Annotated in this window: 26 protein-coding genes and 1 tRNA gene; 18 read left to right on the top strand and 9 right to left on the bottom strand. The window is 46.1% G+C overall.

The features are described from left to right. Nucleotides 1–7 precede the first annotated feature (7 nt). From AC9UGD_RS00135 to AC9UGD_RS00115, 5 genes are all read left to right on the top strand, one after another. Nucleotides 8–916: an ACP S-malonyltransferase gene (locus AC9UGD_RS00135; RefSeq protein ID WP_509568003.1), complete on the top strand. Its 909-nt coding sequence runs from the start codon at nt 8–10 to the stop codon at nt 914–916. Further along, nucleotides 913–1,932 (top strand): beta-ketoacyl-ACP synthase III, encoded by a 1,020-nt coding sequence (locus tag AC9UGD_RS00130; protein WP_509568002.1) that lies wholly within the window; start codon nt 913–915, stop codon nt 1,930–1,932. Before AC9UGD_RS00135 ends, AC9UGD_RS00130 begins: the two co-directional genes overlap by 4 nt. Nucleotides 1,933–2,045: 113 nt before the next feature. Next, nucleotides 2,046–2,294, top strand: coding sequence for an acyl carrier protein (locus tag AC9UGD_RS00125; RefSeq protein WP_506626038.1), 249 nt, complete (start codon nt 2,046–2,048; stop codon nt 2,292–2,294). Nucleotides 2,295–2,305: 11 nt separating this feature from the next. After that, the gene (gene fabF / locus AC9UGD_RS00120) at nt 2,306–3,541 is read left to right on the top strand and encodes a beta-ketoacyl-ACP synthase II (RefSeq protein WP_509568000.1); all 1,236 of its coding nucleotides are present in this window, start codon (nt 2,306–2,308) and stop codon (nt 3,539–3,541) included. Continuing rightward, complete coding sequence (locus tag AC9UGD_RS00115; RefSeq protein ID WP_509567998.1) at nt 3,542–4,933, top strand: acyl-CoA carboxylase subunit beta; 1,392 nt, start codon at nt 3,542–3,544, stop codon at nt 4,931–4,933. On the opposite strand, the gene AC9UGD_RS00110 is transcribed toward AC9UGD_RS00115, so the two are convergent. Further along, nucleotides 4,930–5,688 carry an SIMPL domain-containing protein gene (locus AC9UGD_RS00110; protein ID WP_509567996.1) on the bottom strand — a complete coding sequence of 253 codons (759 nt, stop codon included), beginning with the start codon at nt 5,686–5,688 and terminating at the stop codon, nt 4,930–4,932. The two genes, AC9UGD_RS00115 and AC9UGD_RS00110, sit on opposite strands and share 4 nt — an antisense overlap. Nucleotides 5,689–5,704: 16 nt before the next feature. Next, complete coding sequence (locus AC9UGD_RS00105) at nt 5,705–6,214, bottom strand: DUF3145 family protein (protein WP_509567994.1); 510 nt, start codon at nt 6,212–6,214, stop codon at nt 5,705–5,707. 271 nt (nt 6,215–6,485) lie between these two features. Between AC9UGD_RS00105 and AC9UGD_RS00100 the strand changes: the two genes are divergently transcribed. Further along, on the top strand, nt 6,486–6,689 hold the full coding sequence (locus tag AC9UGD_RS00100) for a cold-shock protein (RefSeq protein WP_017956305.1): 204 nt from the start codon (nt 6,486–6,488) through the stop codon (nt 6,687–6,689). A 52-nt stretch (nt 6,690–6,741) separates the two neighbouring features. Here AC9UGD_RS00100 and AC9UGD_RS00095 read toward each other — a convergent pair whose 3' ends face one another. Both AC9UGD_RS00095 and AC9UGD_RS00090 read right to left on the bottom strand, forming a co-directional pair. Then, nucleotides 6,742–7,338 carry a M23 family metallopeptidase gene (locus AC9UGD_RS00095; protein WP_509567992.1) on the bottom strand — a complete coding sequence of 199 codons (597 nt, stop codon included), beginning with the start codon at nt 7,336–7,338 and terminating at the stop codon, nt 6,742–6,744. Between the two features lie 4 nt (nt 7,339–7,342). After that, nucleotides 7,343–8,290 carry a Brp/Blh family beta-carotene 15,15'-dioxygenase gene (locus AC9UGD_RS00090; protein WP_509567990.1) on the bottom strand — a complete coding sequence of 316 codons (948 nt, stop codon included), beginning with the start codon at nt 8,288–8,290 and terminating at the stop codon, nt 7,343–7,345. 51 nt (nt 8,291–8,341) lie between these two features. Between AC9UGD_RS00090 and AC9UGD_RS00085 the strand changes: the two genes are divergently transcribed. From AC9UGD_RS00085 to AC9UGD_RS00070, 4 genes are all read left to right on the top strand, one after another. Beyond that, the gene (locus AC9UGD_RS00085; protein WP_509567989.1) at nt 8,342–8,689 is read left to right on the top strand and encodes a lycopene cyclase domain-containing protein; all 348 of its coding nucleotides are present in this window, start codon (nt 8,342–8,344) and stop codon (nt 8,687–8,689) included. Then, nucleotides 8,686–9,009, top strand: coding sequence for a lycopene cyclase domain-containing protein (locus tag AC9UGD_RS00080; protein WP_509567987.1), 324 nt, complete (start codon nt 8,686–8,688; stop codon nt 9,007–9,009). Before AC9UGD_RS00085 ends, AC9UGD_RS00080 begins: the two co-directional genes overlap by 4 nt. Nucleotides 9,010–9,031: 22 nt before the next feature. After that, nucleotides 9,032–9,108: transfer RNA gene (locus AC9UGD_RS00075), tRNA-Ile, on the top strand. Nucleotides 9,109–9,149: 41 nt separating this feature from the next. Beyond that, nucleotides 9,150–10,067, top strand: coding sequence for a GNAT family N-acetyltransferase (locus AC9UGD_RS00070; RefSeq protein WP_509567985.1), 918 nt, complete (start codon nt 9,150–9,152; stop codon nt 10,065–10,067). Between the two features lie 3 nt (nt 10,068–10,070). On the opposite strand, the gene katG is transcribed toward AC9UGD_RS00070, so the two are convergent. Continuing rightward, nucleotides 10,071–12,224: a catalase/peroxidase HPI gene (katG, locus tag AC9UGD_RS00065; RefSeq protein ID WP_509567983.1), complete on the bottom strand. Its 2,154-nt coding sequence runs from the start codon at nt 12,222–12,224 to the stop codon at nt 10,071–10,073. 84 nt (nt 12,225–12,308) lie between these two features. Between katG and AC9UGD_RS00060 the strand changes: the two genes are divergently transcribed. From AC9UGD_RS00060 to AC9UGD_RS00045, 4 genes are all read left to right on the top strand, one after another. Beyond that, a complete protein-coding gene (locus tag AC9UGD_RS00060; protein WP_509567981.1) occupies nt 12,309–13,154 on the top strand; it encodes an ADP-dependent NAD(P)H-hydrate dehydratase in 846 nt (281 codons plus the stop codon). An 87-nt stretch (nt 13,155–13,241) separates the two neighbouring features. Beyond that, complete coding sequence (locus AC9UGD_RS00055; protein WP_509567980.1) at nt 13,242–13,907, top strand: response regulator; 666 nt, start codon at nt 13,242–13,244, stop codon at nt 13,905–13,907. A 41-nt stretch (nt 13,908–13,948) separates the two neighbouring features. Continuing rightward, nucleotides 13,949–14,206, top strand: coding sequence for a hypothetical protein (locus AC9UGD_RS00050; protein WP_509567978.1), 258 nt, complete (start codon nt 13,949–13,951; stop codon nt 14,204–14,206). Next, on the top strand, nt 14,203–15,822 hold the full coding sequence (locus AC9UGD_RS00045; protein ID WP_509567976.1) for a glycoside hydrolase family 25 protein: 1,620 nt from the start codon (nt 14,203–14,205) through the stop codon (nt 15,820–15,822). The genes AC9UGD_RS00050 and AC9UGD_RS00045 overlap by 4 nt, the downstream gene beginning before the upstream one ends. Here the strand turns inward: AC9UGD_RS00045 and AC9UGD_RS00040 are convergent. Next, complete coding sequence (locus AC9UGD_RS00040) at nt 15,812–17,473, bottom strand: glycerol-3-phosphate dehydrogenase/oxidase (protein WP_509567975.1); 1,662 nt, start codon at nt 17,471–17,473, stop codon at nt 15,812–15,814. The genes AC9UGD_RS00045 and AC9UGD_RS00040 overlap by 11 nt on opposite strands. Before the next feature lie 64 nt (nt 17,474–17,537). Here AC9UGD_RS00040 and glpK point away from each other — a divergent pair, with 64 nt between their 5' ends. Further along, on the top strand, nt 17,538–19,037 hold the full coding sequence (glpK, locus tag AC9UGD_RS00035) for a glycerol kinase GlpK (protein ID WP_509567973.1): 1,500 nt from the start codon (nt 17,538–17,540) through the stop codon (nt 19,035–19,037). On the opposite strand, the gene AC9UGD_RS00030 is transcribed toward glpK, so the two are convergent. Further along, a complete protein-coding gene (locus AC9UGD_RS00030) occupies nt 19,034–21,136 on the bottom strand; it encodes an alpha-galactosidase (protein WP_509567971.1) in 2,103 nt (700 codons plus the stop codon). The two genes, glpK and AC9UGD_RS00030, sit on opposite strands and share 4 nt — an antisense overlap. Before the next feature lie 20 nt (nt 21,137–21,156). Between AC9UGD_RS00030 and galT the strand changes: the two genes are divergently transcribed. From galT to galK, 3 genes are read left to right on the top strand one after another with little or no spacing between them, the layout of a single operon-like run. After that, entirely contained in the window at nt 21,157–22,269 is a 1,113-nt protein-coding gene (gene galT, locus AC9UGD_RS00025) for a galactose-1-phosphate uridylyltransferase (RefSeq protein ID WP_509567969.1), read from the top strand. Beyond that, complete coding sequence (galE, locus tag AC9UGD_RS00020; RefSeq protein ID WP_509567967.1) at nt 22,269–23,222, top strand: UDP-glucose 4-epimerase GalE; 954 nt, start codon at nt 22,269–22,271, stop codon at nt 23,220–23,222. The genes galT and galE overlap by 1 nt, the downstream gene beginning before the upstream one ends. A 2-nt stretch (nt 23,223–23,224) precedes the next feature. Beyond that, nucleotides 23,225–24,361, top strand: coding sequence for a galactokinase (gene galK, locus AC9UGD_RS00015; RefSeq protein ID WP_509568571.1), 1,137 nt, complete (start codon nt 23,225–23,227; stop codon nt 24,359–24,361). Here galK and AC9UGD_RS00010 read toward each other — a convergent pair whose 3' ends face one another. Continuing rightward, the gene (locus AC9UGD_RS00010) at nt 24,362–24,598 is read right to left on the bottom strand and encodes an ACT domain-containing protein (RefSeq protein ID WP_509567966.1); all 237 of its coding nucleotides are present in this window, start codon (nt 24,596–24,598) and stop codon (nt 24,362–24,364) included. 23 nt (nt 24,599–24,621) lie between these two features. After that, nucleotides 24,622–24,911, bottom strand: a 290-nt coding sequence (locus AC9UGD_RS00005) for a QcrA and Rieske domain-containing protein (RefSeq protein WP_509567964.1), incomplete at its 5' end; no start/stop codon positions are given.

Raw genomic sequence — 24,911 nt, 5'->3', positions numbered from 1 at the left:
TCTGCATGTGCTCGCAATCATCGCTCCTGGACAAGGCTCACAAACATCAGGAATGCTCAACAGCTGGATTCAAGATGCTTCGCTGAAAGCACTACTAGTTTCTTGGTCTGATGCGATTGGTTTAGATTTGTTGCACCTTGGCACAGTTGCTGATGCCGAAGAAATCAAAGACACCGCCAATGCGCAGCCGCTTATTGTTGCTGCTTCCTTGCTAGGGGCACATGCATTAGGGATCAAGAGTTTTGCCGTTACATCGGGGCATTCAGTCGGAGAAATTGCCGCTGCCACCATGTCGGGTGCAATAACCGAAATTGATGCGCTCACACTTGTTCGTGCGCGCGGTCTTGAGATGGCACAAGCTGCAGCATCTTCCCCATCTGGAATGTCAGCAATACTTGGTGGAGATCGAACAGAAGTCTTAGCGACCATTAGTGCGCTTAACTTAGTTGCGGCAAATGACAATGGTGCAGGACAAATTGTTGCAGCAGGTGATCTGCAGGCACTTTCATCATTAACCGAAAATCCCCCAACAGGATCGCGAGTACGAGCATTGGCTGTTGCAGGAGCTTTTCACACACATTTTATGCAACCAGCTGTCGAACCTCTTCGCGCGTTGGCATCAGCTATTGCAATCCATCAGGTCGGGATTGAAGTGATTTCCAATAAAGATGGCCAGGTAGTAACAGCTGGCGCAGAGGTACTTAGTCGAATCGTTAACCAGATTGCTAACCCAGTTCGTTGGGATTTATGCATGGAAACTTTGAAATCACTAGGTGTTACGGGTGTCATTGAACTGCCGCCAGCCGGAACTCTGGTTGGCTTACTAAAGCGCGCAGCCCCTGAAATTGAAACCTTTGCGCTAAAGAGCGCAGATGATGTTGAAGCGGCACAAGAGTTTGCAGGAAGGCACTTATGAGTATCACAGCAACGCCATTAGGCCACAGCAGAATTTTGGCTGTCGGCACATATCGCCCAAAGCGCCAGGTCCCAAACTCAGAGATCGTCGATCGCATCGACTCGACAGATGAATGGATTGTGCAACGCACTGGAATTGAATCACGCCGCTTTGCTGGTGATGATGAAACCGTCATAACCATGGCAAAAGCTGCATGTGAAATGGCTTTACAGCGTGCGAAGTTAAGTATCGAAGATATCGACACTGTAATTCTTTCAACGATCTCATATCCATTTCAGGCACCAAGTGCGGCAACGGAATTAATCAATGAGCTAGGCAATCCAAAAGCAGCCGCCTTTGATCTCAGTGCGGCCTGCGCAGGATTTTGCTACGGCGTTGGCTTGGCAAGTGATTTAGTTCGGGCAGGAACTTCTCGAAATGTTCTGGTAATTGGTGTTGAAAAATTGTCTGACTACACAGATCCTGACGATCGTGCCACTGCATTTATTTTTGCTGATGGTGCCGGTGCTGTAATCATCGGTCAAAGCGACCAACCACGTATTGGCACAACTATTTGGGGGTCGGACGCGGATTCCCGCGATGCAATTACCTTGACTCCATCATTTCTTGATTTCAAGAAAAATCCTGATAAAGGTGTTGCTGAACTTGGCTGGCCAAATATTGCGCAACAAGGACAAGTTGTATTCCGCTGGGCTGTTTATTCAATGAGCAAGGTTGGTTTGAAAGCTCTGGAAGCTGCGGGAGTAACAGTTGATGAACTTGGTGCATTTATTCCACACCAAGCAAATATTCGCATCATCGAAACTATGGCGAAGGAAATGAAGATTCCAGATTCTGTTTTGATTGCAGATGACATTCGCACTAACGGAAATACTTCGGCGGCATCAATACCGTTAGCTATGGATAGAATTTTGGAAGAGCATCCAGAATTGCATGGAAAACTGGCGCTGCTAATCGGCTACGGTGCAGGTTTGGTATATGCGGGACAGGTTGTTGAACTTCCGCCTAAGCCATAAAATTCATTGAGATTTACGCCACTTACGGCGTGCAATACTCGTAAGTAAGAGCGCACTTGATACACAATAATGACCTTGCACGCCCGATCGATACAGAAGAGGACATAAAGACAATGGCACTTGCACAAGCAGATGTACTTGCAGGACTCAAGGAAATCGTAGAAGAAGTAGCCGGTATCCCTGCTGCATCAGTTGAGATGGATAAGAACTTCACCGACGATCTAGATGTTGATTCACTCAGCATGGTTGAAGTTGTTGTTGCAGCTGAAGAGCGTTTCGGTGTAAAGATTCCTGATGAGAGCGTGACAGATCTTGTGACTGTTGGAGACGCAGTTAATTTCATAGTTAACGCATCAAAGTAAGTTTTAAGTAAATGACTCGTCGTCGCGTTGTCGTCACTGGTCTTGGTGCAACAACTCCTCTAGGTGGAGATGTAGCAACGACTTGGGCTGGCCTTTTAGCTGGCAAAAGTGGTGTGCGATCTTTGACCGAGGATTGGGCACAAACAATCCCAGTGACCTTCGCAGCGCGAGTAGCGGTAGAGCCAAGTGAACAAATGGAGCGCGTTGAAATCAGACGCCTCGATAGATCAGAACAGTTTGGATTAATCGCAGCTCGCGAAGCCTGGAAAGATGCGGGCTCACCGGATGTAGATAAAGAGCGCTTAGGTGTTGTAGTCGCATCGGGAATCGGTGGAGTAACAACCCTGCTCGAGCAATATGACATATTAAATGGCAAGGGCGCACGGTTAGTTAGCCCTCATACCGTGCCGATGCTGATGCCTAACGGGCCAGCTGCAAACATTGGTCTTGAATTACAGGCACAAGCCGGAGTCCACACACCTGTTAGCGCTTGCGCATCGGGTGCGGAAGCAATTGGTTATGCATTTGAAATGGTCCGCAACAACCGTGCAGACATTGTTGTCAGTGGTGGCGTTGAAGCAGCATGTCACGCATTACCAATGGCAGCTTTTGCAGCAATGAAGGCGCTGTCTACTCGTAATGATGATCCTGCTCGTGCATCGCGCCCATACGATGTAAATCGCGATGGCTTTGTACTGGGCGAAGGCGGCGCAATTCTCGTCTTAGAAGAGTACGAACACGCTAAAGCACGTGGAGCAAAGATTTATTGCGAAATCGCAGGACAAGGTTTGTCATCTGATGGTTATCACATTGCCGCACCAGACCCATCTGGTGCTGGCGTACAACGCGCAGTTAAGTTTGCATTACGAGATGCTGAATTAACGACTGCAGATATTGTCCACTTAAACGCTCATGCGACTTCTACTCCGGCAGGAGATGTGGCTGAAGCAAATGCATTGCGCGCAGCACTTGGAAAAGATGCTGACCACGTTGCAGTCTCTGCAACAAAATCGATGACGGGTCACTTACTTGGTGGCGCTGGTGCGGTTGAATCCGTATTTATTGTAAAGGCGCTGCAAGATCGTTTGGCTCCCCCAACAATTAATATTGATCAACTTGATCCTGCTGTGACCGTCGATGTTGTTCGGGATAAGCCACGTGCATTGCCTGCTGGCGATATTGCAGCGTTGAATGATTCATTTGGTTTTGGTGGTCACAACGTTGTATTGGCCTTTAAGAGCTTATAAATGTCTCCTACTTCGCATGATCCACGCGATCCGATTTCAAGGATTGCGCGTCTAGTTGATGATGGAAAGTTTGACTTTCTGATTCCCCGCACTGAATGCGGAATGATTGCTGTTACGGCAACGGTTAAAGGCAACAGGGTTGTAATTTTTGCATCCGATGCCACAATAAAAAGCGGGGCACTTGGTGTTGATGGTTCGAAGGTAATTGTTTCGGCATACAAAGCGGCCATGGGTGCACAGGTGCCAATCATTGGAATCTGGCACAGCGGTGGTGCTCGATTAAGTGATGGTGTTGCATCCCTTGACGCATTCGGAGAAGTTTTCCAATCGATGATTTCTGCAAGTGGTCGCATCCCGCAACTTTCGTTAGTACTTGGACCAACAGCAGGTGGTGGCGCATACGGACCCGCGCTCACAGATGTAGTTGTTCTGGCACCCGAAGGTCGCATCTTTGTTACAGGTCCTGATGTTGTAAAAAGTGTTACGGGTGAAGACATTGATATGGCGCTGCTGGGCGGACCTGAAGCGCATAAGAAAAATAGCGGTCTTGCACACATAATTGCCGCTAGCGAAGAAGAAGCATTTGAAGATATTCGGGAGTTAACTGCCTTATTTGCTAATCAAGGCTTTATGAATCCTGAGGTAGCAGACTTTGATCTAGCTGCATTTGTGCCTGCGTTAAATGTGCGAACCTATGAGGTTCATCCATTAGTTGATGCAATTCTTGATAAAGATACTGACCACATTGAACTGTTATCAATGTGGGCGCCTAATATGACAACGGTTCTGGGACGCCTTGGTGGTGCAACTGTTGGAGTACTTGCTAATAATCCCGCACACCTTGCAGGAGTTCTAGATGCTGCAGCTGGTGAAAAGGCTGCGCGATTTGTGCGCACATGTGATGCATTTGGTATTCCGTTAATTGTTATTGCAGATGTTCAGGGTTTCTTACCTGGCGCCGGCCAAGAATGGGAAGGCGCGGTCAGAAGGGGTGCAAAGTTGTTGCACGCATTTGGAGAATCCGTTGTTCCTAGAGTTACTTTAATTACTCGCCGCGCATACGGCGGCGCATATGTTGCAATGAATTCGAAGTCATTAGGTGCAACCCGTGTATTTGCGTGGCCAAACGCTGAAGTTTCAGTTATGGGAGCGGTCGCAGCTGTACGGGTATTGCATCGTCGTCTCTTAGCTGACCTGCCTGCAGAACAACGCGAATCAATGGAACTTGAACTTGCTGCAGAGCACGAGAAGGTTTCAGGTGGTGTGCTAAAGGCCATTGAAATCGGCGCTGTCGATGAGATGTTAAACCCTGCACAAACGCGAAGTGCGCTAGCAAAAACTATTGCTAACGCACCTCACCGCCGTGGATCCCACGGCAACATTCCTCTTTAGCTCTTAAAAGTCACCGAAACAGTTGCGGTAACAGTCTTTTCAATTGTTGAAGTGTCATAGTTACCGTAATCAGCTGTCATTGTTGAATCAGGTGTTGTGATTTGAATTGGCCCAGCTTTTACATTAACAAGTGCGCCAATCTTTCCACCGACAGCCTTTGTTAGCGCTTCTGCGCGAACCTTTGCATCCTTCATCGCTTCAGCCATTAGCTGTGGGCGAAGCTCTGGCAGATTCGAAATGTAGTACTGAGGACCATAATTATTGGCGTTAATTCCATTAGCTAATAATGTTCCGATTCCTTGGCTTAGCTTTGAAATCAGTTGCACATCCTTTGAGCGCACAGTAACTTCGCGTGAAGCACGGTAAGAAAGAATTCGACCTGTTGCATTACCGCCGACGTACTCCTCGTTCGCATATGTTGAAACAGCGCCAAGTGTTAAGCCATCAGCAGAGATTCCACCTTGTGTCAGGTAGTCTGAAAGTGCTTCAACATCAGCATCAACTTTCTTCACAGCTGTTGCAACAGTTGGTGATGAGAGGGAGACACTAAGAGTCCACACTGCGTTATCGGCTGTTGCTGCCGTCTTTGCAGAACCAGTTACGGTAATTCCATCAGTGCTTCGCGATGCAAAACCAGAACCAACCTTCATTAATCCACCACCTATGGCAAGTGAAAGGATTACGGCGGAAATAATTATGGTTACTGCTTTGCGACGTTCTACGGTGATTATTGGGCTTTCATTAAGTTGAGTCATGGCTCTATCTTACCTATTAAATTGCTCGAAGCCGAGGCACTTCTTGAAGGTCAACACTCCTGAAACGGTCTAACTCGTATTCCCAAGAATTTCCCATCATGTCGGCAATACCTTGCCGGATAGATTCTTCATCAAATGATTGCGCAAGGATTGCGGTTAACTGATTTTCATTAACTTGAACCGCACCTGATTGATCTACAACTGCGCGATGTATTCCAAGTTCTGGGGTGAAACGAAATAACTCGCCACCAAGATCTGTTCCTTCGATAACTTCGAAATTTAAGTAATGCCAACTACGTAACGAGCTAGCAATTTCAGCAGCTGCACCTTGGGGTGCGCGAAATTCCAGTTGCGTGCGAAAAGTTCCGGGCATCAACGGTTGGGGACTCCACGACAATTTTATCCAATTACCCAACACGGTTTGGATCGCCCAATCAATGTGATGGCGCAGCGCAGAGGGCGCAGAATGAATGGTTAAGAAACCTCGAACCTGCTGACGGTTTGAAGGCGTGGTTAAACGTTCCATGGTTCTCCTAGCAAGATGCGCCCAATGCGACCTTCCCCAGCGGCATTTTCGCGTCCCAATTGCTCGGTGAACACCTCAATTACACACCCATGAGCCTAAAACTGTCTACTCCTCCTTTAGGCATACGGGGCGGTAGGAGGTAGAGTTAACCTCAGTCGGACGCTTAATCAGTACCCGTTTCATGTTTTGCATAATCGGTATCGCTGGAGCAAGAGGAAGACCGTGATTCGAGGATTTCTCGAAACACCCACATATCGAAGGAAATAAATACATGGCAACAGGCACAGTTAAGTGGTTCAACTCTGAAAAGGGTTTCGGTTTCATTGCAGTTGATGGTGGCGGACAAGATGTTTTCGTTCACTACTCAGCAATCCAAGGAAACGGTTACAAGTCCCTTGAAGAGGGTCAGGCAGTTTCATTTGAGGTCGTACAGGGTCCAAAGGGTCCTCAGGCTGATGCAGTAAACCCTGCCTAATCAACACTAACTTATAAAAAACCCCGCCGGGTAACTGGCGGGGTTTTTTATTTCACTTCTTTGGCAGTGGCGGAATTTCGCCAACTTTTAATTTACGCGCATTAACTTCTTTGACTGGAGATAAATCTTTTCCAGCTTTCCAAGCATCCAAATATTTCCACGGCAATACTTCTCCGCGGCGAACCCACCATGTGTCCGCTGGTGTTGGCCACGAAATTCCGAAGTGAAGATGTGGAGCCGTGCCACGTGCACTGCCTGTTGAACCAATCCCTCCCAAAACTTGTCCCGCTTTAACTGATACTCCAGGTTGAATTCCTTTTGGGATTGAACCCTTAAGCAAATGTGATCCGTAGTAACGAACTCCATCTGTTCCAATTATCGAAACATACAAACCACCACGATCAATTCCTAAATTTGTCTTACCGCTCCAGTTATCTGTGCGATTAACCTCATCAACAACACCATCTATTGGTGCCACAAATTTGCAACCAGCCTTAGTCAAAATGTCAGTGGCGGCGTAATCATGATGAGCCCGCGCATAATTGGCTGCACAATTTGCAATTGGGAACATGTAAACAGGGGCGGCTTGAGCTGGTGAAATTGTAGTAAGGCCAATCAATGCTGCGATCACAACTGCTCTTAGCTTCATGCCCTTAGGTTAGTGCTGCACGATCCAATTTAGCCGTAACCGCCATGTGAGGAACAGTGAGCGCCCACACAACAACAAGTGCCATCCAAAAAAACTCATCTGTGAAATCTCGACCACTTAGCGCCAACAAAGCAGCCACTACAAAGGTTCCGACTAGAGCGGGTAAACCCGGAATGACCGCATTGGCAAATGCTTTCCTGGGCATTCCTTGAGTTAAGTTTTCAATACTTCGAGGAAGTGACAAGGTAAGCCGAGCTGTGTGACGCATGGCGTGCCAGCAGCCAAAGTACACAGCAAATGAAATCAGCGGTGGTGCTAGATGGGCCAAAAGCAATAGCGCAGTCAAATCCACAGCTTCTCTGTATCGCTTTCCAAAAGCCATTACCCCCATGGCAACAACTGAAAAAATAGTGATCGTAAGCAAAATTTCAGAATCAAATCCTTTATGCCAATTGATTAGTGCAGGATTAACAGAAGCTAAAGCCTCGGTGCTCGCGGAGTTAACGAGAGGGATAAAAACAGGAGTAAAGCCTGCTGCAGGAATATAGAACCATCGATTGAGTTTGCTTGATGCACCTGTCCTCTTATCAATCTCATTGATAAATGCGGCATCTCCAATTCCAAAGTGAATAGCGCTCATGAAGAGAACAAGGATGAACCCAACAATATTGAAGTTAAGGATTCCGATGACAGCCACAACAGCAACAGTTACATACACAATGATGAACACCGCCATTTTTTTAGGCTGTGCCTTTGGAAGTGTTACTAAGTGATCAAGTGCCCCATGTGGAATTCCGATCGCAAGTGCGACCACGGCAATAACAACTTGCCATCCCATCGATCCTTCACCCAGAAAACCTGAAAAAAATAAAGAAGCCAGGATTGCCAGAATCACAGAAATTGTTGAGAAAAGGCGAACCCGATTAAAGAGCACAACTGCATTTTCTTGCATGTCTCCCCCTTTTTGACAACCCTACCAAAGGTGTATGTGAGAAGATCTGACGTGCAGAAATTCGGATACATGGCGATGCTCGCCTTCACAGTCTTTGGCTCATTTTGGCTAGAAATAGTTCTAAAGACCAGCGTCCTAAAACGTTGGAAGCGAGCATTAATTAGCATCTTGCCGATTAGCTTCTTTTTTCTTGTGTGGGATGCCTATGCGATTGCGCAGGGCCATTGGTTTTTCAATCGTGACCGCATGCTTGGGATCTACGGGCCATTTGATATTCCACTAGAAGAGTTTCTCTTCTTCATCATTGTTCCAATGGCCGCGATATTGACCCTCGAAGGAGTCACGACGGTCAAACCTCATCTGCGTGAAAAGGAATTCGGAAAGGATGAGAAGAAGTGATCTACAGCGATATTGCAATTGCCGCATTCGGCATATCAATCATTGTGGATCTCTTTGTCTTTAAGAACTCACTTCTAACCCGTCTTGCCTTCTGGCTTTCCTACATGATCATCCTTCCATTTCAATTGCTGACCAATTGGTGGCTAACCCATAATCGAAGCGATGGAAAAGCCATTGTTATGTATGACCCTGATTCAATCATTGGTATCCGGATTGCTTCAGCACCTTTAGAAGATCTCTTGTTTGGATTTGCCCTAATTCTTTCAGTCATGGGCATGTGGGAGTTCTGGGGCAGGCGCGGATTCCAGCGCAACAAATAATTACAGTAATGTTCACCCGTTAGGGGCGGTAGCTCAGTTGGTTAGAGCCCGGAACTCATAATTCCGTCGTCGTCGGTTCGAGCCCGACCCGCCCCACCAAAGGATTTTGGAATTAACGACCACTAGAAAGATTTAAGCTGATGAAAATTACCTCCACGCGAGTCGCCACTGAAGCTGACGCGAAAGCAATTGCTGAACTTGCCAATGAGCACGAATTAAGCGTTGATAGCAAGAGCAGCTTGTTCAGTGAGCAAGGAGCGCTGGACTTTATTGCTGGCTACATCGATTCGAGTGAGGCCTACTTGGTGAGCCTTGATGGCGAATCTGGATTCTCGGCTGTTATTAACTTGCATCCTGATTCTGTTAGAGGCCGTTATTTCACAGATGTTTATGCAAGACCACAGGTAGAGAAATTAGAAAACATTGTTCTATGGGCTATTGAGTTAGCAGAATTAGAGCATCCAGATTGGGATATTTGGCCGGGCGTTAACTCTCTCGACAAAAGATTACAAGACGCATGGGCAAAACATGGGTATGAATTTTTGCGTCGTTACTACACCATGAGAATGAAGGTCTCTACTGCACCTTCTGTTCGGCAAATTCAAAATCTTGAAATCAGAGCGATAGACATAACTAATCCAGATCAGGTTGCCCTTTGGCACTCGGCACATCAAAACTCATTCTCAAACCACTTTGGGTTTGCTCCGAGAGAGCTAGATAAATGGCAGGAACTTGTACTTGATTCATCTACTGATCCAAACGGAGTCTTCCTAGCATTTAAGAATGGCGAACCTGTTGGCTTTTGCCAATGCAATGATGAATACGTAGAAGAAAACAAAGGCTTTATAAATCTTCTGGGTGTTACTCATGAAAATCAAGGCATGGGAATTGGCGAGGCGCTCCTACAGACTGGGATTTCGTATTGTCTAACAAAAGGATATGACTCTGTGGAGCTCAACGTAGACACAGGTAATGAAACTGGCGCTTTGAAGCTTTATGAGAAGGTTGGGTTTAAGCCAGAGTCTTCATGGATTCAATTGCACCGACCAAAGTCGTAAGAACTACTGAAGATCGAAGCGATCAGCGTTCATCACCTTGGTCCATGCAGCAACAAAGTCTTTAACAAACTTTTCCTTGTTATCGTTTTGTGCATAGACCTCAACATATGAACGAAGAATTGAGTTAGAACCAAAGACTAGATCTACGCGAGTAGCGGTCCAATCAATTGCACCACTCTTACGATCACGGATGTTGTACAGGTTCTCCCCTGCTGGCTCCCATGTGTACTTCATATCTGTCAGGTTTACGAAGAAGTCTGTTGTAAGTGCTCCAACATTCTTTGTAAACACTCCATGAGATGTACCGCCATGGTTAGTACCAAGAACGCGCATTCCACCAATAAGAACTGTCATTTCAGGGGCGGTTAAACCCATCAACTGAGTTCTATCTAGCAATAACTCTTCAGGTGTAACAGCGTAATCTTTTTTGACCCAGTTGCGGAAACCATCATGAATTGGTTCAAGAACTGCGTAGCTTGCAGCATCTGTTTGTGCTTGTGTTGCATCGCCGCGGCCTGGAGCAAACGGAACTGAGATCGTCACACCCGCTGCAGCTGCAGCCTTTTCAACACCGATGTTTCCAGCTAAAACAATTACATCTGCAATGCTTGCGCCAGCTTCCTTTGCAATTGGTTCTAGAACGGCAAGAACTTTGTTTAGACGCGCAGGTTCATTACCTTCCCAATTACGAGCTGGTTCTAAACGAATACGAGATCCGTTAGCGCCTCCACGTAGATCAGAACCACGGAATGTGCGTGCACTGTCCCATGCTGTTGCTACTAACTCTGAAACTGATAGTCCTGCAGCATTGATCTTTGCTGTCACTGCGGCAACATCATAAGCAGTTGTGCCTGCAGGAATTGGATCCTGCCAAATCAAATCCTCTTGTGGAACATCGGGTCCGATGTAGCGAACTTTTGGTCCCATGTCGCGGTGGGTTAACTTAAACCAAGCGCGCGCAAAAGCATCATCTAGAAGTGCTGGATTTTCATGGTACTTCTTAGAAATCTCAAGGTAAATCGGATCCTTGATCATCGCCATGTCTGCATCAGTCATCATTGGGTTGTAGTGAATTGATGAATCTTCAACATCTACTGGCTTATCTGCTTCTTGAATATTAGTTGGCTCCCACTGATGCGCACCTGCTGGAGACTTAACAAGTGCCCATTCGTGCTTAAACAACATTTCAAAGTAACCGGCATCCCACTTAGTTGGCTCTGTTGTCCACGCACCTTCAATGCCACTAGTTACAGTGTTGCGACCAACGCCACGCTTTGTGTGATTGTTCCAGCCCAAGCCTTGCTCAAAAATATCTGCAGCTTCTGGTGCTGGTCCCAATAGCGAAGCATCACCATTTCCGTGTGCCTTACCAACTGTGTGACCACCGGCAGTAAGTGCAACGGTTTCTTCATCATTCATCGCCATGCGTGCAAATGTTTCACGGATATGTTGGGCAGTTAGCAGTGGATTTGAAACACCATTGATGCCTTCAGGGTTTACATAAATAAGGCCCATCTGTACTGCAGCTAGTGGATTCTCCAAAGAGCTTGCATCAGTGGTGTCTGCATATCGCTCATCACTTGGCATCATTAATTCAGACTCTGAACCCCAGTAGATATCTTTTTCTGGATGCCATACATCTTCTCTACCAAAGGCAAAACCAAATGTCTTAAGCCCCATGCTCTCGTAAGCAATTGTTCCCGCGAGAATAAATAGATCAGCCCAACTTAGTTTGTTGCCGTACTTTTGTTTGATCGGCCATAACAAACGACGTGCTTTATCAAGGTTGCCGTTATCTGGCCATGAATTAAGTGGAGCAAATCTAAAACTTCCGGTGCCAGCGCCGCCACGTCCATCAGCAACGCGGTATGTGCCCGCAGAGTGCCACGCCATACGAATCATTAATCCGCCGTAATGACCCCAATCAGCTGGCCACCACTCTTGTGTTTGAGTCATGAATTGATGCAAATCGCTTTTAACGGAAGTAAAATCTAAAGTTTTAACTTCTTCGCGATAATCAAAATCTTCACCAAGCGGATTTGTCTTACGGTCATGTTGATGCAAAATATCGAGTTTGAGGGTGTTGGGCCACAAGTATGTGTTTGATTCACTAGTTTGAGTGTTTGCACCGTGTGCGACTGGGCACTTTGCGTCCATGATTCCCCCTGTTGTAGCAATTAATTGTGCCTAGTATGGATGCAGCGGTAAGGGCTCGCAAATTATGAGAGATAGGCTGGGAGCATGACCAGAACTTCAAAAAAGTGGACGGCTCGAGATACAGCAAAGTGCATCATCACCCCTTCTGATCTTGACCATAAATACAGTCGCGGAGTTCTTGGTGTAATTACCGGTTCTGCGCAGTACCCAGGAGCTGCTGTATTAACTACTGCAGCGGCTTCTGCCACAGGTATTGGAATGATTCGCTTTCACAGTTCATCGGGATTAGCACATCTTGTGTTGCATTCAACGCCATCAGTGGTTGTTCAACCTGGAAAAGTAACGGCATGGTTAATCGGAAGTGGAATTGAATCTAAGAAGTACTCAGATATCACCACCTGGCTGCGCCATCGCTGGTTTAAGTTAGCTACTTTGCAATCTGTCCCAACTGTTTTAGATGCTGGTGCATTGCACTTGGCAGGCTCATTAGAACAACCCACGGTAATTACTCCACACAGCGGTGAACTCTCAAAGCTTTTGATCTCACGGGGAATAAGTGTTTCTGCCGAAGCTATTGAGGGCAACCCAAAAAAGTGGGTGCAAGAAGCTGCTGACACTTTAGGAGTGACTGTTTTACTAAAAGGTTCCACAACATATGTTGCCAATGATGCAGTACTGATCCAGTTACCAACTGCTACCCCATGGCTTGCAACGGCAGGAACTGGTGATGTTTTAGCAGGAATCATCGGCTCATTGGTTGCAACTAACACCGTAGAAATTCTCAATGATTACAACCATTTGGCAGCAGTTGTAGCATCCGCCGCTTTCATTCATGCACGCGCTGCAGATGCCGCATCAAATGGAGGGCCAATTAATGCTGAGGCAATAATTGATTCAATCCCAAGTGTTATTTCTCGGATTATCAAGTAGTACATAGGGGTTCCCCTATTTAATGCCATCTCTCATTTCACTCTTGCATCTGTATCAATTAGATAAAATGTGGCGTAACTTTTAAATTTGAGTGACCGAGTCTTATTAGTTATGGATGATGCTTTTGAATTATCCATAATGGCAGCCGCACTTAAAATGCATGGAACAAATGTCATAGGCGAAGCTCGAAAGCAATCCTCGGCACTGTTATTAATGCGAAGCATGCAACCTAACGTCTTACTGATAGATATGCACTCATCTAATGAGCACTCGATCGCAATTGCAAATGCAATCCGCAAGGAGTCCCCAGATATTGGTGTGGTTATTTTGGTCGCATGCGCAGATCTTAGATTGCTCGGAGAACTGACTAGCAATATTCCTATCGGGGCGAAAGTTGTCATTAAGAAATCCATGAACAGCGTTGCTTCTTTATGCGATGTTATTTCAGAATCACGAATTTTTGCAACAGGGTCGCCAGTTACCTGGGTCAATGGAAATGTTTCAATTCATGAAAGAGCTATAGAAAATTTGATATCTCACCTGACTGATCTTCAGATTGATACCTTGCGCCTTGTAGCCAATGGCTTAACAAATGCTGAGATTGGTCGAATCAGATTTGTCAGCGAGAAAGCGATAGAACAAATCGTTTCTCGTATTGCTTTAATGCTTGATGTACAGCCAGATAGAACAAAGAACTTACGGGTGCAATTAGTCGGCGAATACTTCAATTGGATTGGCGCGCCAACCCACTAGTTGTGCTCATCTCTCAACTGGCAAAGGTAAAGTTCACGCCTATGGAGCTCCAGCAGATTCGTTCGCAGTGGAATCAAGTGCTGGATGCTTTGGAATCTGACAATCGTGTTGCATGGATCGCCTACTTTGATGCCCGATTAAGTTCATTTGAGAATGGGGTGCTAACACTAGATTTTTCAGATACTCGTAAATTTGCAACATCGCACGAGTACTCAGAAACTCGCCCAAATTTGAAATCTGCTCTTCAATTGGCAATTAAATCCACCATTGGCGTTGATGTGGAGATAGTCGAACTATGAGAGTCAAGATCTATCTGCTTGCCATTTCATTGGTAGTTGCAATTGTTGGCGCTCCACAAACGGCTGCAGCTGCATCGACTTTATCGATGTCGATCAGACAAACACCGAGTGCTTCAGAGACATTGTTGACCCTTTATGGAAATCTCAAACCAAATCGTTCTGGGACTGCTGTAAAAATCCAAGTAGACATAGCTGGGAAATGGACAACAACTCGCTTTACGACAAAGGTCACCAAAGTTGGAACTTGGAAAGTGACTGCTCTTGCAACCGCACTGAACGCAAATGTTCGCTATCGCGCGGTTTCAGTTATTGGCGGAAAGAGTTTGTACTCGCCTATTCGCTCTATATCGGTGAAACAGCAAGCTGAAATCACAAATGCTGACCCTGCTCAATTCATTGATTTAACCGGCCCTGGCGGTCGTATTCATGGCGCAGATGTCAGTCGTTGGCAGCATCCCAACGATAAACCAATTGATTTTGTAAAAATGTATAAAGCAGGAATGCGATTTGTATTCATCAAGGCATCTGATACCCGAGAAGCTGCTGATTTGTTAGCGGTTAAATATGCAGCGATGGATCATCATGCTGCCCAAGCTGCTGGAATCTATACAGGTTTTTATCACTATGCGGTCTTGCCTTACGTCACAGATCCTGAAGGAATAAAGCAAGATGCCTTGGCGCAAGCACAAAAGGTTGTGTGGCGACTGGCATCAATGGGTGGATACAGCGACAGAGATTTGCCATACGCATTAGATCTAGAGAATAAATGTGTGAGCTACTCATCCTCTGGTGCGTGCCAAAAGAATGCAACACGTAGCGCTGTAACTTTATGGGCAACAACTTTTCTTGCATCTGTAAAAGAAAAAACAGGAAAAACTCCAATACTTTATTCATATGCAAGCTTTTTAGAAGGTTCAATGACCCGCACTCCTGAACTTGCACGATATCCATTGTGGCTTGCCCAGTATGCAATCGACCCAGCAAACCCAATCAACCAACCAGGTTTGAAAACCGGTGGTTGCTACGTCCACTCATGGACTGGTGCTAACTGCGACTCTCAATGGACGGTATGGCAGTACTCCTCATGTGGAATTGCGCCCAAGTACGGCGTACCCGGAAATAGATTAGATCTCAATGTTTTTCGTGGAACACCTTCATCATTTTTAGAGTTAGTTACAGGAATCTGGTCACCTACTCTTGTAGATCTAATGCCTCAACAAGAGCCAACAGTTTTGACCCTTGTAAGTCAAACATCAACTACAACTAACAAGCTGGTTACTTTTAAAGTAAATGTTGTTCGACCAGGTGGATCTCCTGTTGTTACTGGCTCGGTAAAATTGGTCTTTGATAAGGCAACAGCGCCAGCAATTAGACCAACTCAAACACTATTTCGTGAAACAAGCGGGGTATGGTCCATTGCCCTTAAAGGCGTATTAGCCGGCACGTATAGTGGAAAAGTTTTATACCAAGATGTCTCAGGTACTCATGCAGAATCAGAATTTCCAGTTACTTTTGAAGTAACTCAAGGTCCTACACCTACGGCTACACCAACACCATCACCAACGGCTACTAAAAAGCCAACAACTGATGGTTGCCGAGGACAGATTAAGAATTGACCTCAAGTAGTTCACCCAGGGCTGCTATTTCACGCTCAACTAATTCTGTGTACTGAGCAACTGATTCTTTACGTTCCTTTGCGTTCCATCCAAGAACCGGAGCAATGAGTGTTGCAATCTCATCTGCAAGATGCATCCCGTGATTGACCGCTTCAAAAGATAAACGAGTACGGCGAGAAATTACATCATCGACAGAGCGTGCACCTTCGTGGGAAGCTGCATAAACAATTTCAGCCTTGATATACGGCAAATCCGTATCTAATTTGCCGGCCAACTTTGGTTGCGATTTAAGCAAATCAAGAATCTCGCTAATCAATGACCCATGGCGATTGAGCAAATGTGTAACTACTGCGACATCTAGTCCAGAATCTTGAGCAATACGCTCTTTTTGTTGTTCCAGTGCAAAGTAGCCGTCAGCACCCACTAATGGCAGTTTTTCTGTCACAGATTCTTGTGTCAATCTACGAAGCTCAATTGCTGCGCGATCTACTACATCCTTAGCCATGACTCGATAGGTCGTGTACTTACCGCCGGCAATAGAAACAAACCCAGCTGCTGGTCGATCTACTGTGTGTTCGCGTGAAAGTTTTGTTGTTGTTGCACTCTTATTGTTTGCAACTAATGGACGCAACCCCGCATAAACGCCAATAATGTCTTCGGCGCGTAATTTTGGTTCAAGAACTCTGTTGGCCTGATCCAATATGTACTGAACATCTTCTTTGGTCGCGCACGGTTCTGCTCTATCACCTTCGTATGGCGTATCTGTTGTACCGACAATCCACTTGTCTCCCCATGGAATCAAGAACAAAACAGAGACTGGGGTTTTTACAATAATGCCCGCATCAGATTTAATTGCAGATCCCGGAACCACAATGTGAGCACCTTTACTCATGGTCACGTTATACCCGGGAGTTAAATCAAAACGAGCGTGTAATTGATCGCTCCATACTCCAGCACACATGATTGTGGCACCTGCCCTAATCGCAATCTTCTTTCCAGAAGCTAAATCAAGTGCGTTAACACCCACCACTCGCTTGCCCTCGCGAATCAAAGACTCTGCAGAAACTTGGGTTGCAATAATTGCGCCATGACGTACTGCGGTTCGTGCAACTGACATTGTGTGGCGGGCATCATCAACTTGAGCATCAAAGTATTTGATTGCACCAGTTACAAGGTCGTGGCGCAAAGAGGGCGCAATCTCATTGATCTGCTTTTGGCTTAAGTGCTTGTGCCACGGCATTGCTCGCTGAAATCCGCGTAGTGCGTCATAGAGCGCAAGTCCTGCTCCGACATATGTGCGCTCTTTAAACTTTTCTGTAAGCGGAAATAAAAATCCAACTGGCTTAACAAGGTGCGGACACAAAGTCGAAACCATTAACTCTCGCTCGTGTAAGGCTTCGCGCACTAATTTGAAATCATATTGTTCAAGATACCTAAGGCCACCATGAATCAACTTGCTGGATCTACTTGATGTTCCAGCTGCAATATCTTGTGCCTCAATCAGGGCGACTTTCAATCCTCGTGATGCGGCATCTAATGCGGCACCTACGCCATTTACTCCCCCGCCAATCACAAGAATGTCGAATTGTTCAGTTCCCAACTGGGTGATGGCAGAGTCACGTTGCTCTGGGCCAAGTTGTGACAAGAACATATGCGTTGCATCTCCGTAATCAGTGAGTACGCTAAGCCTAACTTACGGCAAGGGGTTATGCGCAGTGTCAAACAGTGGGGCATATATCGGCAGCTTGGATCAGGGTACAAGTAGCACTCGATTCATGATCTTTGACCATGCCGGCCAAGTTGTTGGACAACATCAATTAGAGCATCGCCAAATCCTGCCTCAGGCAGGATGGGTAGAACATGATGCTGCTGAAATTTGGGAACGAGTTCAGGAAGTTATTGCTGGAGCGCTGAAGCAAGCAAATATTTTGGGCTCAGATCTGGCCGCAATTGGACTAACCAACCAGCGCGAAACAACGGTGGTGTGGGATGTAACAACAGGTCAACCACTTTCCAATGCAATTGTCTGGCAAGACACCAGAACTACCGAGTTTTTAGCAACTTTGTCAGCTGCTCAACAAGAAAAGATTCGCCACACAACTGGTTTAACAATTGCTCCATATTTTGCCGGCAGCAAAATGAATTGGTTTCTAAATAACGTTCAAGCTGCAAAAAGCGCTAATGCCCGATTTGGAACCATTGATTCATGGCTGTTGTGGAATCTTTCTGGTGGCGTCCGCTCAGGTGTACACGCAACTGATGTAACTAACGCGAGCCGAACATTGTTAATGAATCTTGAAACTTTAGATTGGGATGACGAACTTCTGGCTATTTTTGGTGTGCCTCGTTCTGCGCTACCTGTCATCAAGTCTTCCTCTGAAGTATATGCACTGACTGATCCTCATGGTCCGCTCGGAACTGCAATTCCGATTGCTGGAATATTGGGCGATCAACAAGCTGCAATGGTTGGACAAGTGTGCTTTGAACGTGGTGAATCAAAGACAACCTATGGCACCGGAAACTTTGCCTTGCTAAATACAGGCACTGAAATCGTGCGCTCTAAAAATGGGCTACTAACGACTGTGTGTTTCAAACTTGGCGACGCTCCAGCGCATTACGCACTTGAAGGCTCGGTTGCTGTAACTGGTTCTGCAATCCAATGGCTTCGGGATCAATTGGGAATCATTTCAAATGCTGCAGAAACTGAAGGTTTAGCATCTTCTGTTGCAGATACCGCAGGTGTTTATTTCGTCCCTGCATTTTCTGGATTGTTTGCGCCCTATTGGCGCAGTGATGCTCGTGGAGTAATTGTTGGATTAACTCGCGCAGCAACCAAAGCTCATCTTGCGCGCGCCGCTCTTGAAGCTATTTGTTATCAAACACGTGATGTGATGGATGCAATGGTTGCCGATAGCGGCGTACCAATGAAGGAAATGCGTGTTGACGGTGGCATAACTGCAAACTCTTTCTGTATGCAAATGCAGGCAGATGTTATGGGAATCGACATCACTCGCCCACTAATCGGTGAAACAACTGCGTTAGGTGCAGCCTACGCTGCCGGTTTAGCAGTAGGTTTTTGGTCATCAACTGACGAAGTTCGGAAACAATGGCAACAATCTCGACGTTGGAATTCAACAAGCACTGCAGAACAAAGAGCGCAAGGTTATGCAGGATGGAAGAAAGCTGTCGAGCGAACTTTGAATTGGGTTGATTAGGCCTTCGTAATTTCTATTAAGAAAGCATTTGCAGGGGCAAGAATTGGCGCTGTAACTCCGATTGCAGATAGCGCAGATCCTGACAGTGTTATTCCCGCCATCCATTCAGGTGGTGTAATCAACATAAATCGTGGCTTACCTGCAGGAAACACCGCCTTGATTACATAGTTTGCTGATTCATCGAGACCAGGAAATTTCAACGGTGATGGATGAATAGAAACAGTTGGAGTCAACTGTACGTAAGCGAAAATCGCGCGTGATGCATCATGTGCGACAACCCCATGCAAATATGCATGTGATTCTGGATAATCGACGCGAACCATTTTTCCTGAATGTAAAAGCAAACGATTATCTCTGTAGTACTGCGCCCACGTTGCTAAATGCTTTCGTTCTTCTGGTGTGGCTTCGGTGATGTTCCATTCAATACCTGCGTGTCCAAAAAGGGCTGTGGTGGCACGCATGGATAGTTCTAAGGTGCGGCCCGTTTGGTGACCATGAGTAGGTCCGATATGTGTACCAAGAAGTTCGGGGGCAATTACCTGAGCAGTCCACCGTTGAATTGTTTGGCGTTCTAGTGCGTCATTGTTATCACTTGTCCAGAACCGATCCACAAGATCGATTACACCTAAGTCAATACGTGCTCCGCCTGATGCACATGATTCGATCTCAAGTCCAGGATGTCGCTTCTTTAGTTCGGCAAACAAACGATAAATCGCTTCCGTTTGACGATGAACACCTGCAACACCACGATGGCCCGCATCAACTAATACACGATTGTGATCCCATTTTATGTAAGCAATATTGTGCGCACCGAGCACTGCTGATGTTTGTTCAAGCACATGATTAAAGGCACCCTCGTGACCAATATCTAGAACCAATTGATGGCGCCACAGTGGCGGAACACGATCTGCTTCATGCAAAATCCATTCAGGGTGAGCTCGATACAAATCTGAATCTGGGTTAACCATTTCGCCTTCAAACCACAGACCAAATTCAATTCCCTTGTCATTGATGTACTTAATTATGGGCGACAAGCCATTAGGCCAGACAGCAGGATCGATAACCCAATCACCTAAGCCAGCGTGATCATCACGCCTTGAATGGAACCAGCCGTCATCTAGAACAACGCGCTCAATACCTACTTCGGCAGCCACATCAATTAGCGCTTTAATCTTTTCTTCATTGTGATCAAAGTACAACGCTTCCCACATATTCAAGGTCAAAGGACGTGGTCGTTTTGGATGAACATCACGTGCTCGAAGATATGAGTGATAAGCAGCGCTTACTCCATCTAGGCCTTGCGCAGAGAAAACAGATACAAGTGCCGGAGCTTCGTAACTTTGCCCCGAAGCTAAGATCAATTCACCAGGTAACAATAATTCGCCGGCACCAATTGACTGTGAACCATCAAAAAGTTTTTCAACTAAATAATGCGAATTACCGCTCCAGGCAATACTTGTAGACCAAGCATTTCCGGATTGAAATGATGTCTGAGCAGTTAATGCGATATCTGCAATAGAAAAATTATGTCCACTGCGACCTTCGCGAGATTCGCGCACCCATGTGCCTGTTGCGATTTCCTTACGTTGTGGGTTACGTTCATTAGACCAGCGACCTGCAAAATCTAGAGTTTGTGTAGCTTCTTTTGGAAGTGGTAACCAGTGAATAAACTCATTAAGACTGTAATCACTATTACCGATGTTCTTAACGGTGGCACCTTGAAATAAGACTCCGTAGCTATCGAGATCAAAGGTAATAACGACTTCAAGTTCTGCATGGAAATCACGCAAGGTCACCGCAGCGTGGTTTCCTTGATGATGAAAATCGGTTACCTCAAACTTGGTTGACCAGGCTTTTCCATTTCGATGTCCAGATAAAGTTGGGCGGCCTAAAAAACCACGAGCACTCTCACGCATGATTCCAGGAAACTGTGGTTGATCCCACGAGCTGTTTGCAATTGAAGGTCGAATCGCTGTTTGCACAGCTGCGAGATCTCCATGAACAGGTGCTCCCCAATGTTGGATCACAAGGGCCCCGTCGACGACCTCAAGCAGAAGAGCTGACGATGTCGCGCTTAATAGTGCCGATTGCTTACTCACAAAGGTAGAGTAACGACACTATGGGCGAGAGTAAAAAACTAAAAGCAGGCGTCATTAGAAATGATCGCCACATGGCCGATGGTCGAACAATTCGGTACTACGACACCGCTGGTCAGGCGCGAAATGTTAAAGATGCCCGACCACAGGAAGAGCAACCAGGAATCGGTGAACTTCGCCTCGATCCATTGGTCAATGAATGGGTTGCAATGGCAGCTCATCGACAAGGACGAATTTTCTTGCCACCAAAAGAGCTGTGCCCTTTGTGTCCCACCACCGGTGAATTGCTGACTGAAATTCCTGAATCTGATTTTGAAGTTGTTGTCTTTGATAATCGCTCCCCTTCATTACGCCCTCCAATTGGCGATTGGGCGCTTCCAGACATCGTTGGCCCTGATACTGATTTGGGAACCGCGGCCGGAAAGTGTGAAGTTATCTGCTTTACCGCAGAGCACGGCAATGCATTTAAAGATCTGTCTCCACAACGCGTTCGCACCTTGCTCGAAGCATGGATTGACCGCACGACCGATCTTTCACGAGAATCCTTTATCGAACACATTGCACCATTTGAAAATCGCGGTGAAGAAATTGGCGTGACCTTGTCTCATCCACATGGACAGATTTATGCATATTCTTACATTCCACCACGTGTTGAAAAGATGTTGGCAGCTGCTAACAAGTACAAAGAGCAAACCGGCAAGGTTTTATTTGATGAAATCGTTGCGCGAGAAATTAGAGATAACGAACGTATTATCGCTCGCAATGATCGATGGATTGCATATGTTCCATACGCAGCGCGATACCCATTTGAAATTCACATCACTCCACTAAACCCTGTTGCAGATCTGACAGGATTAACAGATGCCGATCGCGATGCATTCCCAGAAATCGCACTAGAAATCACACGCAGATTAGATGGCGTATTTGGAATTGAAATGGCTTACATAGCTGCCTGGCATCAAGCACCTGTGCGAGTTGGCCGCGATGTATTGCGTCTGCACTGGCAAATTACCAGCGTTCGACGCGCCCCTGGAAAATTGAAGTACCTGGCTGGCTCTGAATCTGCGATGGGTGCATTCATTATGGATATGCGCCCAGAACAATCTGCGGCACAGTTGCGCGAAGTAGTTTTGTAATGCGAGTTTTAGTAACTGGAGGAACTGGTTACATAGGGTCTACGGCCGTCGAAATCCTGCTCAATGAAGGTTTTGAAATCTCGGTTTTGGATGATTGCAGCATGGGTCATGCCGATACCGTCCCTGCTGGTGTGCGTTTTGTTCAGGGGTCACTTCTCAATAGTGATGAAGTTGCTGATGCCCTAACTGGGTGCGATGCGGTTATGCATTTTGCAGGTAAATCCCTAGTTGGAGAATCGGTAGAAAAACCCGATCTTTATCATTCGGTAAATGTTGAAGGAACCCGCATCCTGCTGGATGAAATGCGCAAACAGAAGATAGGCCAAATTGTTTTCTCATCTTCTGCAGCCACATACGGAGAACCAAAGGTTGTCCCAATTCTTGAAACATCCGAAACAATGCCAACTAATCCATATGGAGCGACAAAGCTTGCAATTGATCACATGATCACGGCCGAAGCCGCTGCACATGGAATTTCTGCTGCTTCTCTGCGTTATTTCAATGTTGCAGGTGCACTAAAGGCGGACCGTGGTTGGTTAGCCGAACGACATAACCCGGAAACACATTTAATCCCTAATGTTTTGCGCAGTACAACAGAAAATCCAGTAAAGATTTTTGGCACAGATTGGCCTACCCACGATGGAACCTGCATACGTGATTATGTACATGTCATCGATTTAATTGATGCCCACCTAAAAGCACTTCAATCGTTAGGTAAGCCTGGGCATCAGATTTATAACTTGGGTAGTGGATCTGGATACTCGGTTCGCGAAGTCGTCGCAGCAGCAAGTTCTGCAATTGGACATCAAATTCCTTTCGTTGATTCGCCGCGACGTGCAGGTGATCCTGCGGTTCTGATTGCAGATATTTCTAAAGCTAAATTGCAATTGGGATGGGAACCAACGCGGGATATAAACGAAATGGTTTCAGACACTTTGAAATCCATGGCCTAACAATGAGTTCGATCGAAGGTAAATTTCTTGAAACTTTTGGTGAAGAACCAGATTTAGTAGCTGCCGCTCCTGGTCGCGTAAATTTGATCGGTGAACATATTGATTACAGCGAAGGATTTGTCCTTCCCTTTGCTATCAAAGATAGAACTTTGGCGGCTGTTCGAAGGCGTGATGACTCCATAGTTCGAATTGCATCTGCTCAGCGTCGCAACAAGGTTGTCACTGTTGATATTGATGATGTTAAACCCGGACTAAAAGGTGAATGGGAGCGCTACGCACTAGGCGTTCTGTGGTCCATGGGTGTCAAAAGTGGAGTCGACATAATGATCGATGGGCATGTTCCACTGGGTGCCGGGTTATCTTCCTCTGCTGCTCTTGAGTGTTCTGTCGCAACTGCCATGAATCACTTATTTGATTTGGGATTTTCTCTTGAGGAGCTTGCACGACTAACTCAAAGAGCGGAAAACCAATACGTTGGAGTCCCCTGCGGCATCATGGATCAATCTGTATCTCTGATGGCAACACAGGGGTTCGCACTTTTGCTTGACTGTCGCGATCTTTCGACCCGCAATATTCCATTTGATGTTGCTGCACAAGGATTAGAGCTACTAATTATTGATACTCAGGCACACCATGCATTAACTGATGGCGGATATGCCGAACGTCGTGCTTCCTGTGAATCAGTAGCAGCAAAATTAGATGTTGCATCTATGCGTGAATTAACCATAGATCAGTTAGCTGCTTCTCGAAATCTGATTACACAGACCGAATACACCCGTGCCCGACATGCAGTCACCGAAATGAAGCGGGTTTTAGATTGTGTAGAGGCATTAAGCGCTGGTGATTTCACATCAGTTGGTCAGTTGCTCAACCAATCCCATGTTTCATTACGTGATGATTACACCGTTTCTTGCCCAGAGTTAGATACTGCTGTTGAAGCATCGCTTGTAGCAGGAGCGCTTGGCTCACGCATGGTTGGTGGTGGTTTTGGTGGCAGTGCAATCGCATTGATTGAGGCCTCGAAAACTTCACAAACAATTCATGCAGTTGAGAAGGCATTTGCTGACAAGAAATTTAAAGCGCCGCGCTTTTTTACTTCGCTACCAAGTCAGGGCGCTGAGCTTTTATCTCGTAAGTAACTAGAGTGGGTTGATTGAAAGTACTTCTACCCCACCAATTGCACCCAAAACATTCAACAGATCAGTCGGATCGCTGCCAGGAATTGCAACAGTGATGTCGTCAAACCCTTTGCCATCTTCAGCCTTTACAACTGCGAGCGCACGAATGTCTCCACCGGCCGCACCTATTGCAGATGCAAGTAACCCTAAAGAACCCGGGCGATCAGGGATTGCGACGTTGAGTTGAAATAGTGCCATACCCAAATCTTATCCTTAAATCTTTAAGCCAGGATTATCCAATCGCCTTTAATAGCAACTTTGACGATAGGCAGAGGTTTAGTTGCAGGACCAGAAACAACTTTTCCTTTTTTAAATGGGTCGAAACTGGCATTGTGCACATCACAGACCATTAATTTTCGTGGAGCAAAAAACTTGGCTAATCCGCCTTCATGGGTACAGATGGTTTGATAAGCAAAGACACCGGTCTTCGTGCGAAAGAGCAGCGCAGGTGCGCCATTTTTTAGTTGAAAAGAGTGTGTACCGCCAACTTTGATCTTGCTCAATTTAATAA

The organism is Candidatus Planktophila sp., from assembly GCF_044232745.1.
In the GTDB taxonomy this organism is placed as follows: domain Bacteria; phylum Actinomycetota; class Actinomycetes; order Nanopelagicales; family Nanopelagicaceae; genus Planktophila.
This window is presented reverse-complemented; position numbering and strand designations above follow the sequence as displayed.